The organism is Burkholderia seminalis DSM 23518, assembly GCF_902832885.1.
Taxonomy (GTDB): Bacteria; Pseudomonadota; Gammaproteobacteria; order Burkholderiales; family Burkholderiaceae; genus Burkholderia; species Burkholderia seminalis.
The window spans coordinates 52,699-66,692 of sequence record NZ_CADFDK010000004.1; the positions used below are offsets into that span (position 1 = coordinate 52,699).

11 protein-coding genes and 1 pseudogene are annotated in these 13,994 nt (G+C 67.4%); 4 read left to right on the forward strand and 8 right to left on the reverse strand.

Annotated features, from left to right (window positions below; all coding sequences use genetic code 11):
- Positions 1-55: 55 nt before the first annotated feature.
- From HWX00_RS14475 to HWX00_RS14490, 4 genes are all read right to left on the reverse strand, one after another.
- Entirely contained in the window at positions 56-667 is a 612-nt protein-coding gene (locus HWX00_RS14475) for an alpha/beta fold hydrolase (RefSeq protein WP_034190593.1), read from the reverse strand.
- Positions 668-724: 57 nt separating this feature from the next.
- Positions 725-1,459: a metallophosphoesterase family protein gene (locus HWX00_RS14480; protein WP_049035484.1), complete on the reverse strand. Its 735-nt coding sequence runs from the start codon at positions 1,457-1,459 to the stop codon at positions 725-727.
- Positions 1,460-1,559: 100 nt separating this feature from the next.
- On the reverse strand, positions 1,560-2,096 hold the full coding sequence (locus HWX00_RS14485; RefSeq protein ID WP_175029001.1) for a GNAT family N-acetyltransferase: 537 nt from the start codon (positions 2,094-2,096) through the stop codon (positions 1,560-1,562).
- Positions 2,097-2,108: 12 nt separating this feature from the next.
- Complete coding sequence (locus HWX00_RS14490; protein WP_034190590.1) at positions 2,109-2,741, reverse strand: LysE family translocator; 633 nt, start codon at positions 2,739-2,741, stop codon at positions 2,109-2,111.
- Between the two features lie 304 nt (positions 2,742-3,045).
- Here HWX00_RS14490 and HWX00_RS14495 point away from each other — a divergent pair, with 304 nt between their 5' ends.
- The 3 genes and pseudogenes from HWX00_RS14495 (at position 3,046) to HWX00_RS14505 (ending at position 7,139) form a co-directional block, all read left to right on the forward strand.
- Entirely contained in the window at positions 3,046-4,239 is a 1,194-nt protein-coding gene (locus HWX00_RS14495; protein WP_059557455.1) for a porin, read from the forward strand.
- Positions 4,240-4,336: 97 nt separating this feature from the next.
- Positions 4,337-4,767: pseudogene (locus tag HWX00_RS14500) on the forward strand (GFA family protein).
- A 446-nt stretch (positions 4,768-5,213) separates the two neighbouring features.
- A complete protein-coding gene (locus HWX00_RS14505; RefSeq protein WP_175029002.1) occupies positions 5,214-7,139 on the forward strand; it encodes an NHL repeat-containing protein in 1,926 nt (641 codons plus the stop codon).
- Positions 7,140-7,161: 22 nt separating this feature from the next.
- On the opposite strand, the gene HWX00_RS14510 is transcribed toward HWX00_RS14505, so the two are convergent.
- Complete coding sequence (locus tag HWX00_RS14510) at positions 7,162-9,330, reverse strand: TonB-dependent siderophore receptor (protein WP_034190586.1); 2,169 nt, start codon at positions 9,328-9,330, stop codon at positions 7,162-7,164.
- A gap of 398 nt (positions 9,331-9,728) precedes the next feature.
- Here HWX00_RS14510 and HWX00_RS14515 point away from each other — a divergent pair, with 398 nt between their 5' ends.
- Positions 9,729-10,175, forward strand: coding sequence for a hypothetical protein (locus HWX00_RS14515; RefSeq protein WP_069706707.1), 447 nt, complete (start codon positions 9,729-9,731; stop codon positions 10,173-10,175).
- A 26-nt stretch (positions 10,176-10,201) separates the two neighbouring features.
- Here HWX00_RS14515 and HWX00_RS14520 read toward each other — a convergent pair whose 3' ends face one another.
- The 3 genes from HWX00_RS14520 to HWX00_RS14530 all read right to left on the reverse strand — a co-directional run bounded on the left by HWX00_RS14520 (position 10,202) and on the right by HWX00_RS14530 (position 13,950).
- On the reverse strand, positions 10,202-11,296 hold the full coding sequence (locus HWX00_RS14520; protein ID WP_175029003.1) for a porin: 1,095 nt from the start codon (positions 11,294-11,296) through the stop codon (positions 10,202-10,204).
- Positions 11,297-11,399: 103 nt separating this feature from the next.
- A complete protein-coding gene (locus HWX00_RS14525; protein WP_069706705.1) occupies positions 11,400-12,737 on the reverse strand; it encodes an MFS transporter in 1,338 nt (445 codons plus the stop codon).
- 154 nt (positions 12,738-12,891) lie between these two features.
- On the reverse strand, positions 12,892-13,950 hold the full coding sequence (locus HWX00_RS14530; protein WP_175029004.1) for an aromatic ring-hydroxylating oxygenase subunit alpha: 1,059 nt from the start codon (positions 13,948-13,950) through the stop codon (positions 12,892-12,894).
- Positions 13,951-13,994 lie beyond the last annotated feature (44 nt).

Consider the following 13,994-nt stretch of genomic DNA (forward strand, 5'->3'; position numbering starts at 1 on the left):
CGGGTGCGCGCCGAAGCTGAAGCGCGGACGGAAGCGGATGCCGGCGCGCGCGACGTTACGTGCGCTGCAGATGCGCGTCGACGAGCGGGGCGAGCGCTTGCGCATGCACGGCCGCGAGGTCGTGCCGGCCGCCCGCCACGACATGCAGCCGCGCATCGGGCAGCCGTTCGAGCAGGCGCCGGCCGGCCGCGACGGGGCTGATCGGATCGTCGTCGCCCCACAGCAGCAGCGTCGGTTGTGCGATGCGGCCGATGTCCCGCGAGAAGTCCGCGCGGAACGTCAGGAACCAGTCGGGCAACTGCGGGTTCGCTTCGGCGAAGCCGGCCCGCCAGTCCTGCGCACCGAGCCCTTCCATGTCGAGCCCGCCGGACGTGACCGTCAGCACGAGGTGCGTGACGAGCCCGGGCTTGTCGAGCGCCGCGCGCATCGCGATCACGCCGCCCATCGACTGGGCGATCACGGCGGTCGGCCGGTCGATCTTCTCGAGGACATCGCGCACGAGGCCGTCGAAATCGTCGACGGCCGGATCGCGCGGCGTGTCGCCGAAGCCCGGATAGGCGACGATGCGCCGTTCGGCCGGATGCGTGAGCAGGCCGGCCAGCGGCTGCCAGAAAGCGGTGCTGCCCGATGCGCCGGGCAGGAAGAGCAGTTGCGACGGAACGGGCATGGCGTTCGGTTTTCCTGAAAGGGACGTGAAGCGGGGCGGCGGCGCGGCGCGTGCGTCTCAGCACCGGCCGGTGCGCAGCGCGACGGTCCAGTCGTCGCGCCCGCGCGAGGCCGCGGTGACGGCGGCCGTGTGCCAGTCGTATTCGACCGCATGGAATTCGACGCTCCAGCCGGCCGCCGTGCGCGACACCATCGCGTAGCGCGCATGCGGCGAGCCTGTTTCGATGCGGTGCGGATGCGGCAGGTCGTCCTCGTACGCCTGCAGCCCGACGCTGCCCGGGTTGACGATCAGCCGGCCGTCGTCGAGCTTCGCGGTACGCGGCACGTGCGTGTGGCCGCACAGGATCAGCGACGCCGCTTCGTGGCCCGCGCGCCGCGCGACTTCGTCGGGCGTGGCCGCGCGGCAGCCGTCGGGCGTGACCGTCTCGAGGAAGTAGACGAGATCGCTGGCCGGCGTGCCGTGCACCATCAATACGTCGTCGTCGAGCATCATGCGTTCGGGCAGCGCGGCGATCCAGTCGAGCTGGTCGTCGCGCAGCGTGTCGTGCGCCCAGCGATCGGACAGCCGCATCGCTGCGCGGTCGCAGGTGAGCAACTGCCGCTCGTGATTGCCCTTGATGGTCGGCAGATCGAGCGCGATCAGGCGGTCGGCCGTTTCGGCCGGATGGAGCGCGCCCGACACGATGTCGCCGAGATTGACGATCACGTCGGCGCCGCGGCGGCGGACGTCGTCGAGCACCGCGTCGAGCGCGGCGAGGTTGCCGTGGATGTCGGAAAGCGCGGCGATCTTCATGGCGGAGCGTCGATGAGGGGAACGGCGATTGTCGCCAATTCGGCGCGGGTCGTCCAACAATCGCATCATGGCACCGGCGCGCGATGCCGCGTACGGTGCGTCAGTCGGTCGCGAGGCGCGCGTACATCGCGAAATCGCCCGGCGTGCCGCGCACCATCTTGTAGGCGCGCAACAGTCCTTCGTAGCGGTAGCCGCACTTCTGCAGCACGCGCGCGGAGCCCGCGTTGCTGGTCAGCACGACGGCCTGCATCCGCATGAAGCCGCCCGTGGTGAACGCCCATGCGGTGACGGCTTCGCACACGGCGCTCGCGATGCCGCGCCCCCAGTGCGACGGCGCGAGGTCGTACGCGATCTCCGCCGAGCGGTTCACGGTGGACACCGTATGCAGCCCGACCGTCCCGGCGAGCGTGCCCGATGCGGTGTCGACGATCGCGAGACGCCGGATCGAATCCGGGTCGGCCGATTCGATGTTGTCGAACAGCGGCAGCAGATCGTCGGGTGCGCGCAGGTTCCAGCTCGTGTCGCGGAAGACGTCGGGGTTGGACAGGTACGCGTACCACGCGTCGAGGTCCGCGCGGTCGAGTTGCCGGAGCGACAGGCCGGGGAAGCCGGAGCGGGGCGGTCGATCGATTTTCATCGCAACCGGCTTCTATGCCGCATGGCGCCGGTACAGCGCGAGCGACCCGGCGAGCGCGAGCAGCATCGCGCCGCACGTGCGTTCGAGCCACAGTGCACCCGCGCGTTTCAGCAGCCGCACCGCGCGGGCGCCGAGCAGCGCGTAGCCGAACATCACCACGCCGTCGAGCAGCGCGAACGTGACCGCGAGCGCGACGTACTGCGGCGCGAGCGGCGCGGACGGATCGAGGAACTGCGGCAGGAACGCGGAGAAGAACAGATAGCCCTTCGGATTCGTGACAGCGGTCAGGAAGCTCTTCGCGAAGATCGACGCGTTGCGATCGGGCGCCGCGCCGGCGGACGCGGCGGCGACGTCGAGCGAACCCTTCGACATCAGCAGCCGGATGCCGACATACGCGAGGTACGCGGCGCCGAGCCATTTCACCACCGAGAACCAGAACGCCGATGCCATCAGCAGCGCGCCGAGGCCGAGCGCGACCGCGACGATCAGCACGACGTCGGACAGCATCGCGCCCGCGAAGCCATAGGCCGCGCGGCGCACGCCGTAACGCGAGCCGTTGGTCAGCGCGAGCAGCACGGTCGGGCCGGGTGTCGCGATGCCGACGAACGCGACGGCGGCGAAGATCAGCAGGGTCGTTTCATGCATGACGGCACTCCTGGGGAAAGGGTGCGTTCGATTATCGGGGGCGCCGCCCCATGCTGTACAGGCGCGGCAGCGATCAACGACGGCCGTGTCGCGACTATCTCGATTTTGGCAAAAAACTGTTGTCATTATTCCGCTTTGGGTCGGAACCGGTTCCAACTACCATGGCGGCCGCAGCGGGCATGCCCGCCGCGTCGTCGCGCGCGGACGCGGCCGGCCTCGCACCGCCGGCGGATGTCGGCGCCCGTGCGCGCTACTCGCAACAGTCAGCCAGAACAACGGGTTCGACGCCCGGAGACATAACATCATGAACAAGCAACTGATCGCAGCGCCGCTGCTGCTCTCGCTCGCGGGTATCGCCGCCGCGCAAAGCTCCGTCACGCTGTACGGCATCGTCGACGCGGGCGTGACCTACCGCAGCAACGAACGGGTTGGCTCGGCGGGTGCGTACACCGGCCATTCGAGCGTCGGTCTCACGACCGGCAACCTGTCCGGCAGCCGCTGGGGCATCAAGGGTTCCGAGGATCTCGGCGGCGGCATGCGCGCGCTGTTCGTGCTCGAGAACGGCTTCGACATCGCGAACGGCACGTCGGGCCAGGGCGGCCGCCAGTTCGGCCGCCAGGCGTTCGTCGGCGTCGGCAGCAACCGCTACGGCACGATCACGCTCGGCCGTCAGTACACGTCGCTCGACGATTTCGTGAGCCCGGTCGGCCCGTCGTCGTTCATCGGCGGCTTCGGCGCGCACCCGGGCGACATCGACGATCTCGACCAGACCGCCCGCGTCGACAGCTCGATCAAGTACACGAGCGCGAACTACTCGGGCTTCACGTTCGGCGCGCTGTACGGCTTCGGCGGCCAGCCGGGGAGCATGAAGCAGCGCAACACGTGGAGCGTCGGCGCCGCGTACGCGGCTGGCCCGCTGCGCGTCGGCGTCGGCTACGAGCGCTCGGACAACAGCAAGACGGGCGCGACCGACCCGACGGCCGGCAAGTGGCAGAGCACCGACGACGGCCTGTTCAATTCGTCGATCAACGAAGGTTATGCAAGCGCGCAATCGCAGCAGGTGATCGCGACGGGGGCGACGTACGACTTCGGCCCGGCCGTCGTCGGCGTGAACTACAGCAACGTGCAGTACCGCGGCGGCGCGCAGTCGCTGTTCTCCGGGCATGCGACGTTCAACGTCGCCGGCGTGTTCACGCGCTGGAACGTGCAGCCGCAGACGCAGCTGTTTGCCGGCTACAGCTACACGCGCGGCAGCGACGTCGACGGCATCGACAACCGTGCGCAGTATCACAACGTCACGCTCGGCGCCGTGTACGACCTGTCGAAGCGCACCAGCGTGTACCTGCTCGGCGCGTACCAGCATGCGTCCGGCACGACGCTCGACGCACTCGGCCGGCCGGTGGCCGCGACCGCGTCGGTGTCGGACAAGGCGAACGGTCATTCGTCCGATTCGCGATCGCAGGCGATCGTGAGCCTCGGGCTGCGCCAGAAGTTCTGACGCGGCGATCGTTGCGCGTGCAACGGGGCCCGCTGCTGCTGCGGGCATCGTTGCCGGCATGCTCCTATACCGTCGCCTCCCTTTTCGAGGAGACGACATGACCCGAACGCTTTCCGCGCGCTGCCTGTGCGTGCCGTGACGGTCACGCTGTGCGGCGAGCCGGCGGCGCGCGCGAACTGTCATTGCGCGACGTGCCGCGATTTTTACGGCACGCCGATGCTGTCGGCTACTGCATGGCCGCCGGAGCAGGTGACGATCGACGGCGGTCACGCGACGTTCCCGCATCCGTCGATGTCGATGTCACGGGCGTGGTGCGCATCGCGCGGCGAGATCGTGTTCGGGACGAACCGGCCCGGCATGCGCGTCGTGCCGAACAGCTTGACCGCGGGTGCGCATGGCGGGCCGCTGCCGGACCACTTGCAACCGTCGATGCCCCTGTTCTACGGGCCACGCGTGATCGACGTCGCCGACGCGCTGCCGAAATACGTCGACGGCTGGGGCGGCCCGACGCTCGACCCGGCAAGTTGAGCGATCGCCGCCGCGTGCCGGTCCTGCCGGCGCGCGGTTTTTCCCGCCGCATTCCTCCTTTCCCTCCCGCTTTCCCTTCCGCGCGCGAAATCGCGAACAGCCGATCGCGTCGAATAATATTTTTCTCCTTTCATTTTAATTTCCATTTGTAATAATCGAAAAGAATTCCGGGATGAAAAGGCAATACGGTCATATAAGAAAAAATGACGCATTTGTATCGGATGACCCGGAAGAAAATGCCGGCGTATACGTCGAGATCGCGTGACCGTCAGGCCGTCGTGGCGCGGTTTTGCAGATTTTGCGATCGTTGACGAAAAAGCGCCGGACGGCAAAAGGCGTGGAGTGAATAATTCGGAGTAACGGCGAATGCGCATTTGCCTGAATCACCAATATTTCATGCGCCGCGATTTACAGTGTCGACCATTGTTCGTCTGGGAGCATTATTCATGTCAATGAAACAAATCCGCGCGGCGTTGCTGGGAATGTGCATGGCGCTGCTGGCGCCGGCGGGCCACGCGCAGGCGCAATACTCGACCGACTGGCTTGCGAACACGTACGGCACGCTGGCCGCCCACGTCGGCAACGGCGCGCGCTCGATGTGGGTCGCGCCCGAAGGCGTGATCTACACGGCGTCGCGCTGGGACGAGAACGCGGGCGGCGTCGCGATCTACCAGAACGGCCAGCCGCTCGGCACGATCGGCATCCACGACGAATTCCAGGGCGGAGCGATCACCGGCAATGCCACGTCGCTGTTCGTCGCGCTCGGCTACAACCGCACGTTCGGCAGCGGCTCGGTGGGGCGCTACAACCGAAGCTCGAACCAGCGCGACCTGCGCATCCCGGTCAGCACGTGGACGGGCATCCAGTACGCGGACGTGATCACGGGCCTCGCGACGGGCGGCAACCTGCTGTACGTGAGCGACTTCTACGGCAACCGCGTGCGCGTCTATACGACCGACGGCGTGTGGCAGCGCGACATCGGCGTATCGGGGCCGGGCGCGCTGGCGCTCGATGCGGCCGGCAATCTGTGGGTCGCGCGCAAGAGCGCGGGCGTCGTCGCGCAGTTCAGCGCGGCCGGGGCGGCGATGAACACGCTTCAGATGGCGGCCAGCGCGCGGCCGGCGTCGTTGTACTTCGATGCGTCGATGGGCCAGTTGATGGTGGGCGACGAAGGGCCTGACATGAACATCAAGGTGTACGGCGGGCTGCCCGGGATGCCGGTGCAGGTCGGCACGTTCGGCGTGCAGGGCGGTTATCTCGACACGACGACGGGCATCAAGGGGCAGGTCGGCGACAAGCGCTTCACGCGCGTCGCGGCGCTCGGCAAGGATGCGGCCGGCAACCTGTACGTGCTGAACAACGCGTGGGGCGGCGGCTGGGATCTCGGCCGCAACGGCAGCACCGATCTGCATTCGTACAGCCCGGTCGGCACGCTGCAATGGAAGCTGCAGGCGTTGAACTTCGAGGGAATCGCCGCGCCCGATCCGGTGACGGACGGCACGTTGTTCTTCAGCGGCAACAACGTGTACACGGGCACCGCGGGCGGCACGTTCGTCGCGAACACGGTCGACCCGTTCACCTACCCGAAGGACCCGCGCCTCGACATGAACGACTATCAGCGCGGCCAGCACTTCGGCCAGCTCGTGAACGTCGGCGGCAACCGGATCCTCGTCGCGTCGGGCCAGAACCCGGGCAACTTCAACTTCTATTACTTCAACACCGCGAGCGGCTACATCGCGATCCCGGCCGGTTCGCTGCCGGGCAAGCCGTTCAACACGACGCTGCAGGTGACGGCCGGTTTCGACATCGACGGCAACGGCGACGTGTGGGCCGGGCTGAACGGATCGAACGTGATCGCGCGCTACCCGATGACGGGCTTCGACGCGACCGGCAAGCCGTCGTGGGGCAAGCCGACGACGACGCCCGTGCCGACCGGCGTCGCGCCGGTCACGCGCATCATCTACCAGGCCGACAGCGACACGATGATCCTCGCGCAGGGCCTCGCGGGCAATTGGGACTGGACCGCGATGAACGGGCACATCGAGGTCTATCACGGCTGGAAGAGCGGCAACACGAGCGCGCCGAATCCGGTGATCAACCTGACGAGCGCGAACCCGAAATCGATCGCGGCGGCCGGCCACTACCTGTTCGTCGGCTACGTGCACACGGTGCCGAACATCGACGTGTTCGACCTGAACACCGGCGCGCTCGTCACGACGCTGATGAATTCGAACACGTCGGCGATGGACGTCGGCAACGACGTCGATTCGATGTACGGCGTGCGTGCCTACCTGCGCTCGACCGGCGAGTACGTGATCACGAAGGACAACTACAACGGGTCGAACATCGTCGTTTATCGCTGGCGCCCGTGACCGCGCCGGCCATCCCGTTGCGTCAGAACGATACCGTCGTCGTCAACGTGACGAGCCGCGGTTCGCCGACCGCGACGATCAGGTTGTTGTTGCTCGACGGGTAGTAGGTCTTGTCGAGCAGGTTCTTCACGTTGAGCTGGAAGCGCGTCGGGAATTTGCCGATCGTCGTTTCGTAGGCGGCGAACGCATCGACGGTCACGTAGCCGGGCAGCGTGAAGCTGTTCGCCGTATCGCCGGGGCGTGCGCCGACGAGGCGCGCGCCGCCGCCGAAGCGCCAGCGGCCCGGCAGGTTCGCGATGGCCGTGTCGTACACCGCGAACAGGCTGCCCGTGTGGCGTGCGACGTTGACGAGCGGTGTGTTGCTGTCGCGATCGTTCGCGTTCGTATACGCATAGCTGCCGATCACGCTCAGGTGACGCGTGATCTGCCCGGCGACGTCGAGCTCGATCCCGCGCGAGCGCGCGGTACCGATCGTCGACGTGAGGTCGCCGACCGTGACCGCGACGTTGCGCTTGTCGATCTGGTAGACCGCGAGCGTGCCGGTGATCGCGGGCTTCAGGCTGAACTTCAGCCCGGCCTCGAGCACGCGGCCGTATTCCGGCGCGAGCGGTGCCGCGACGTTCGATGCGACGTTCGGCTTGAACGAACGGCTCACGTTCGCATACGCGGTCAGCTCGGGCGTGAGCGCATAGGCGAGCCCGAACTGCGGCAGCCAGACGCTGCCGCGCGACCGGTCGGCGAACACGAACGGGCGCCCCATGCCCGATTCCTGCTGCCAGTTTTCCCAGCGCAGCCCGCCCACTGCCGTGAGGCGGTCGGTGATCTTCACGGTATCCTGAACGATCGTCGAATACGCATGCACGACCGAGCGCGAATCGCTTTGCTTCGCGTTGGGCGTGCCGCCCGGTGCGAGCAGGCCGTACACGGGATCGTAGAGATTGAAACCGGTCGTCGCCTTGCCGCGGATCGTGTCGCCGCGGAAGCTGCGCTGCCGCTCGTATTCGCCGCCGATGTAGAGCGCGTGGTTCATCCCCGCCAGCGTCACGTTGCCGAGCAGGCCGAGCGTCGCGATCTGGTCGGAATCGTTGCGCCCCAGGTTCGCGTCGGACGAGCGCGTCAGCGCGCCGGTCCTGCTGTTGAACGCGGTGGCGCGCGTAATGTACTGATCGTAGCGGTCGCGGCCCCAGCCGTAGGTCGCGCGTACACGCCATGCGTCGGAGAAGCGGTGCTCGATGCGCGTACGCAGCGTTTCCTGGATGCCGCTGCTTTGCGACCACGCTTCCTCGTAGCGGCGATAACGCAGCGTATCGTCGAGCTGGCCGTTCACGAGCACGGTGCCGCGATCGAACGGCGTCGTGTAGTCGACGTACTGGTAGCTGACGTCGATCGACGTGTTCGCGTCGTGCCACGACAGCGCGGGCGCGATCAGCGCATTGCGTTCGCGGCCGAAGCTGCGCCAGTAGCGGCTCGTGTCGTATTCGCCGGTCAGCCGGAACGCGAGCGTGCCGCCCGCGACCTGGCCCGGCTTGCCGAGCGGGCCCGTGAGGTCGAACTGCGCGCTGCTGCCGCCATGGCTCGTGCGCGACGCGGAGATCGAGCCGCCGAACGTGTCTTCCGGCTTGCGCGTGACGAGGTTGATCACGCCGCCCGGATCCTGCATCCCGTACAGCAGCGACGCGGGCCCTTTCAGCACTTCGACGCGATCGATCGTCGCGAGATAGCTGTGCAGCACCGGCGTGCGCACGCCGTCGACGAGCACCGAGCCGTCGTTGTTCGATCCGAAGCCGCGCTTGATGAACGCGTCGCGCGTGCCGCCGAGCGTGTTCGTCTGCGTGACGCCGCTGATGTTGCCGAGCACGTCGTCGAGCGAGCGCGCCTGCTGGTCCTGCATCACGCTGCTGCTGACCACCGCGACCGATTGCGGAATCTCCTTCAGCGAACGGTCGTCGCCGCCCGCGATGCGCGTGGTGCGCGGCTGATAGCCGACCGTCGGATCGGCCGTTGCCGACGCGCTGACGCTGATCGCCGGGAGTTCATGTTCGGTTGGCGTCGCGGGAGTCGATGCGGGCGTGACGGGTTCGGCGTTGGCCGCATGCGCGCCGCTCGCGACGCAAAGGGTGAGCAGGGCAGGCAGGCGGGTGCGCCACGGACGCTGGGTCCGGGCACGGCGAGGCGTTCGACGGGATGGCATGAATCGAGGCAGGAGGAATACCAAGGATCGTGTTGCGGGCCGCGGCGTTTGGTTGCGGCCAGGTTGCGCATGATATATTTAATGAGAATCATTTGCAATTGTAATGGGATGGCCGGCAACGCACGGGACCCAGTTGCCGGGCCATCGACCGTCTGCTACCGTAGCGGCCAAAATCAGACGCAGTAAAAATCAACGAGAGAGCCGGGGGCCGCACCATGTCATCTTCCAGTCACGTCGCGTTCCGCGCGGCGCCGTGCACCGCGCACGACCCTGCGCGTGATGAAGTGATCGCAGCCGTGTTCCGCCATTCGAACGATTAAAGCAACGAAAGCGAATGCAACCGGCGCAAGCGCCGGGCTTCGACGACTTCAACCACCACGCTGGACGGGAGACCACCGATGAAGAAGATTTCCGCGCCGTTCGCGGCAGCCGCGCTTGCGGCCTGCGCGCTGCTGGCGGGCGTTCACGAGGTCGCTTGCGCGGCTTCGGCCGCCGAACCCGCGATCGATGCGCATTACGGCGCCGTGATCGAGGCCTATACGCAGGACATGGCCGCCGCGAAGACGAAATACGACGGCCGGCGCCTCGTGTTCGTCGGCGCCGTGATCCGGATGGGCAGCGACCCGGCCGGCACGTACTTCGGCGCGCTGACGGCCGACGGCGAGCAGTTCGATACGCATTTCGACGTGGCCGACCAGGCCGCGCTGAAGCCGAAATTCCCCGGCGGGGAGATCAAGCCGTTCGTCACGTCGGCGGCGTTCCGGTTCAGCTGCGTGAACGAAGGCTATATCGATGCGCCCGTATTGCCGGGGTTGAAGCTCTCGCACTGCCGGCTCGCCGATTGACGAGGCGCCGGTGCGGCGTCCGGCGTTCAGAACTTCTGCTGGATGCCGGCCATCACGCCGAGCTGGTTCATTCCGGTACCGACCGTCCCGCCGGCGGCGACCGCGTTCGCGGCCAGCGCGCTGTTGAACATGTAGCCCGCCGACGTATAGACGGTCGTCCGCTTCGACAGGAAATAGTTCGCGCGGCCGACGAGCAGCGTCGCATTCGTGCCGCCTTCGCTGTTTTCGCGGCGTTGCAGGTAGCGTACGCCCTGGAGATCGAGCGCGAGGTAGGGCGTCGCGTAATACGTCCCGCCGGCGAACACGATATCGGCCTGCAGGTGCTCGGCCGCCGCGAGGTTGCGGCGGATCCACCCGGCGCCCAGTTTCGCGGGGCCGATCTTCACGTAGCCGGCGACGATGTCGCGCGTGTCGGTGTACGCCGGATTGCTCAGCGGCGCGAGTGCGCCGCCGCCGCCGCGCATCACGTCGTGCGATGCGGCGAGCCCGAAATGGCTCGCGTCGTACGCGAGCATCGCCGTGTATTGGCGGCAGGCGACGATGTCGCCGGGCACCTGCCCGGCGCAGCCTGTCGCCGACGGCCCTGCCGGCCCGGCCGCGTCGCGGCCGAAGCTGTAGGTGGCGCCGAGCGTCACGCCGTGGAACGTGCCCTTGTAGCCGATCGCATTGTCGCTGCGCGCGTTCGGCAGATAGGAGTCGAAATCCGCCATGGAGTGAATCGACGGGCCGATCACGTCGGCATTGGTCAGCACGATCATCGACATGTTCATCTGGCGGCCAAGCGTCAGCGCGCCGAACGGACCGCTCACGCCGACGTTCGCCTGTCGCCCGAACAGGCGCCCGCCGTAATTCAGCGCGCCGTTGCCGGGCTGGAAACCGTTCTCGAGCACGAAGAAGGCCTGGTAGCCGCCGCCGAGATCCTCGGTGCCTCTCAGCCCCCACCGTGACGGCACCTCGCCGGTCAGCGTCGGCATGCCCGTGAACGATCCGCCGTGCGCGGCGTTGTTGTAGTAGGACACACCGGTATCGATGATCCCGTACAGCGTGACGCTGCTTTGCGCGCAGGCCGGCCCGGCCAGCGCCATCACCGTCGCGAGTGCGACGCCCAGTTTCGTTTTCATGGCTGTCTCCAAACAGTATGTAGATATGCTTATCGATTTTTTTGAGTGCCCCGGGCGTGTCCGGGAGGCCGACGGGTATCGGCAGGACTGCGGGCGTTCCGTGTTACGACAGCGCCGGGTCGCGTTGCCGGCGTGGTGCCGCGGCGCGCGTGCCCGCCACGGCGACGGCGATCGCCGCGCCGGCCATCGGTACGAGGAACGCGAGGTAGAGATGGGAGACGGACCAGCCGTCGTCCAGCAGCGCACCGACGGTCATCGGCGACAGGATCGCGCCGAGGCGGCCGATGCCGACCGCGAGGCCGATGCCGGTCGTGCGGATTTCCGCGGGGTACGGCGTCGGCGACAGCGCATACATGCCGGCCACGCACGCATTGATCACGGCGCCGAGGAACACCGCGACGATCATCCCGATGCCGAGCGAGCCGGTGTTCGCGCCGAACACGACCATCAGCGCGCCGCCGAGCAGCAGGGTCGCGGCGAGCAGGTTGCGCAGGCCGAACCTTGTCGACAGCAGGCTGAAGAGCGACGCGCCCGCAATGCCGCCGAGGTTGAGCAGGACGCCGCCGGTGACGCCCTGCGATGTCGACAGCCCGGCCTGGACCAGCAGCTTCGGCGTCCAGCTCACGACGAAGTAGAAGCTGCCCATCACGAGGAAGAACGCGATCCACAACGCGATCGTGCGGCGCGCGAGCGGTGCGCGCAGCACGGCGGTCCAGCCCGACGCGGGGCTTGCCGTGTCGATGGACGAGGGCGGCAGCGCGGCGATCGGTGAGCGCTTCATTCGCGCGAGGATGCGGTTGATTTTCCGCAGCGCGTCGTCCGGACGCCGTGCCAGCAGGAAGTCGAGCGATTCCGGCAGCATCGCGAGCACCATCGGGATCGCCAGCAAGGTCAGGATGCCGCCGAACGCGAACACGCTGCGCCATCCCCACGTCGACAGCAGGTAGCCGGCGACGACGCCGCCGGCGGTGGCGCCGATCGCATAACCGGTCGACTGCATGCCGATCGCGGCGCTGCGCCACTTGTTCGACGCATACTCGCCGCTGATGACGGTCAGGCTCGCCAGCATGCCGCCGATGCCGAGCCCCGTGTACGCGCGCGCGACGGCGAGCTGCAGCGTGCTGTGGGTGGCCGCGCAGGCGAGCATCCCGGTCGAGATCACCGTGAGGCAGAGCAGGATGATGCGGCGGCGGCCGACGCGGTCGGCCAACGGCGCGATCAGCACCGAGCCGATTCCCATGCCGGCCAGCCCGGCACTCAGCAGCAGGCCGATTTCCTTGCCGCTCAGTTTCCATTCGGCCGCCAGATGCGGTGCGGCAAACGCGATGGCCAGCACATCGAAGCCATCGAGCATGTTCAGCACGACGCAGGCCGTGACCGCCATCGTCTGGAACACGCTCATCGGGGATTCGTCGATCGTATTGCGGATACTTGCGCTCACGTCAAAGATCCTTGAAAAATAGTATGACTAATTAAATGGGATGAAATCGAAACCGGCGGCAACGAATGGGACGAAAGCGAATGCCTGGGCGGACGAGCCTTCCGGCGAACGCCCGTTGTGTCCGGCAGGCGTGATTCGCGCGCCGGCGCGACGCTTACGCGGGTTCCGGTTGCAGCAGCCGCTCGATCACGCGCCGCGCGCGATTGGGGCCCGCGTCGACATGAATGTCGATCTGGCGGCTGCCCGGAAAGCGCAGCTGATTCCGGTATTGCGCTTCGATCACGGTCTTGTCTTCGTCGAACGTCGCCGCGGACTGCTCGATGACCGTTTGCGCGACGCGCTCCACGTCGTGTTGCGGGTTGGTCGCGACGGTCCAGAAGTAGTGCGTCGTCGTTTCCGTCTCGGGCGTGATGCCGTGGAAGCCGCGCATGTGAAAGCCGCCGCGCGCCGGATCGTGCAGGTCGCCGGTGCCGGCGTCCATCGCGCCGGTCCAGATCCGGATGTGCGACACGTGGAACTCGATTTCCTGCCAGCGATCGACGCGGCCCGTGAACGGCCAGGCGGCGGTGTAGGTCGGCGGCGGGTCGGAATCCGGCATCCGGCGAACCAGCGTCACCGTGTCGCCGTCGCTGCTGACGCGGGTTTCCGCGCCCATGTGCAGCGACGCGTTGCCGCCGATCGTTTTCAGATGGACATAGCCGAGGTGGCTTAAGTCCATCAGGTTGTCGTGAATCAGTTGATACGGCGCATCGTAATGGTAGTTGCCGCCGCCGAACCGGTATTGCGGATCCGCGTGGAACGCGTAGCGCGGCGGCGCGCCGGCCGGTTTCGCGTGCGCGTCGGCGCCGATCCAGATCCACACGATCGCATCCTGCTCCTGCACCGGATACGACGACACGCACGCTTTCGCCGGAACCCGGTCCTGGCCGGGGATCTCGATGCATGCACCGCCGCGGTCGAACAGCAGGCCGTGATAGCCGCAGCGCAGGCCGCGTGCTTCGAGCGAGCCGCACGACAGCGGCAGCGACTTGTGGCAGCAGCGATCCTCCAGCGCGCCGACTTCCCCGGACGGCAACCGGAACAGGACGACCGGACGGCCGAGCAGCGTGCGGGCAACGGGTTGGTCCGTCAGTTCGGACGACAGCGCGGCGACCCACCATCGGTCGAGCGGGAAGGGCGTGGTAGTGACCGGTGGCCGGGCACGTTGCTCCATGGATCGTCTCCAGTATTGTGGTTGGCCGCCGCGGATCGGGCGGT

Coding starts and splice junctions, on each gene's coding strand:
- HWX00_RS14485 (WP_175029001.1), bottom strand. CDS start 2,096: ATGAAAATCGATCGACCGCCCCGCTCCGGCTTCCCCGGCCTGTCGCTC.
- HWX00_RS14510 (WP_034190586.1), bottom strand. CDS start 9,330: ATGCCATCCCGTCGAACGCCTCGCCGTGCCCGGACCCAGCGTCCGTGG.
- HWX00_RS14530 (WP_175029004.1), bottom strand. CDS start 13,950: ATGGAGCAACGTGCCCGGCCACCGGTCACTACCACGCCCTTCCCGCTC.
- HWX00_RS14475 (WP_034190593.1), bottom strand. CDS start 667: ATGCCCGTTCCGTCGCAACTGCTCTTCCTGCCCGGCGCATCGGGCAGC.
- HWX00_RS14495 (WP_059557455.1), top strand. CDS start 3,046: ATGAACAAGCAACTGATCGCAGCGCCGCTGCTGCTCTCGCTCGCGGGT.
- HWX00_RS14490 (WP_034190590.1), bottom strand. CDS start 2,741: ATGCATGAAACGACCCTGCTGATCTTCGCCGCCGTCGCGTTCGTCGGC.
- HWX00_RS14515 (WP_069706707.1), top strand. CDS start 9,729: ATGAAGAAGATTTCCGCGCCGTTCGCGGCAGCCGCGCTTGCGGCCTGC.
- HWX00_RS14505 (WP_175029002.1), top strand. CDS start 5,214: ATGTCAATGAAACAAATCCGCGCGGCGTTGCTGGGAATGTGCATGGCG.
- HWX00_RS14520 (WP_175029003.1), bottom strand. CDS start 11,296: ATGAAAACGAAACTGGGCGTCGCACTCGCGACGGTGATGGCGCTGGCC.
- HWX00_RS14480 (WP_049035484.1), bottom strand. CDS start 1,459: ATGAAGATCGCCGCGCTTTCCGACATCCACGGCAACCTCGCCGCGCTC.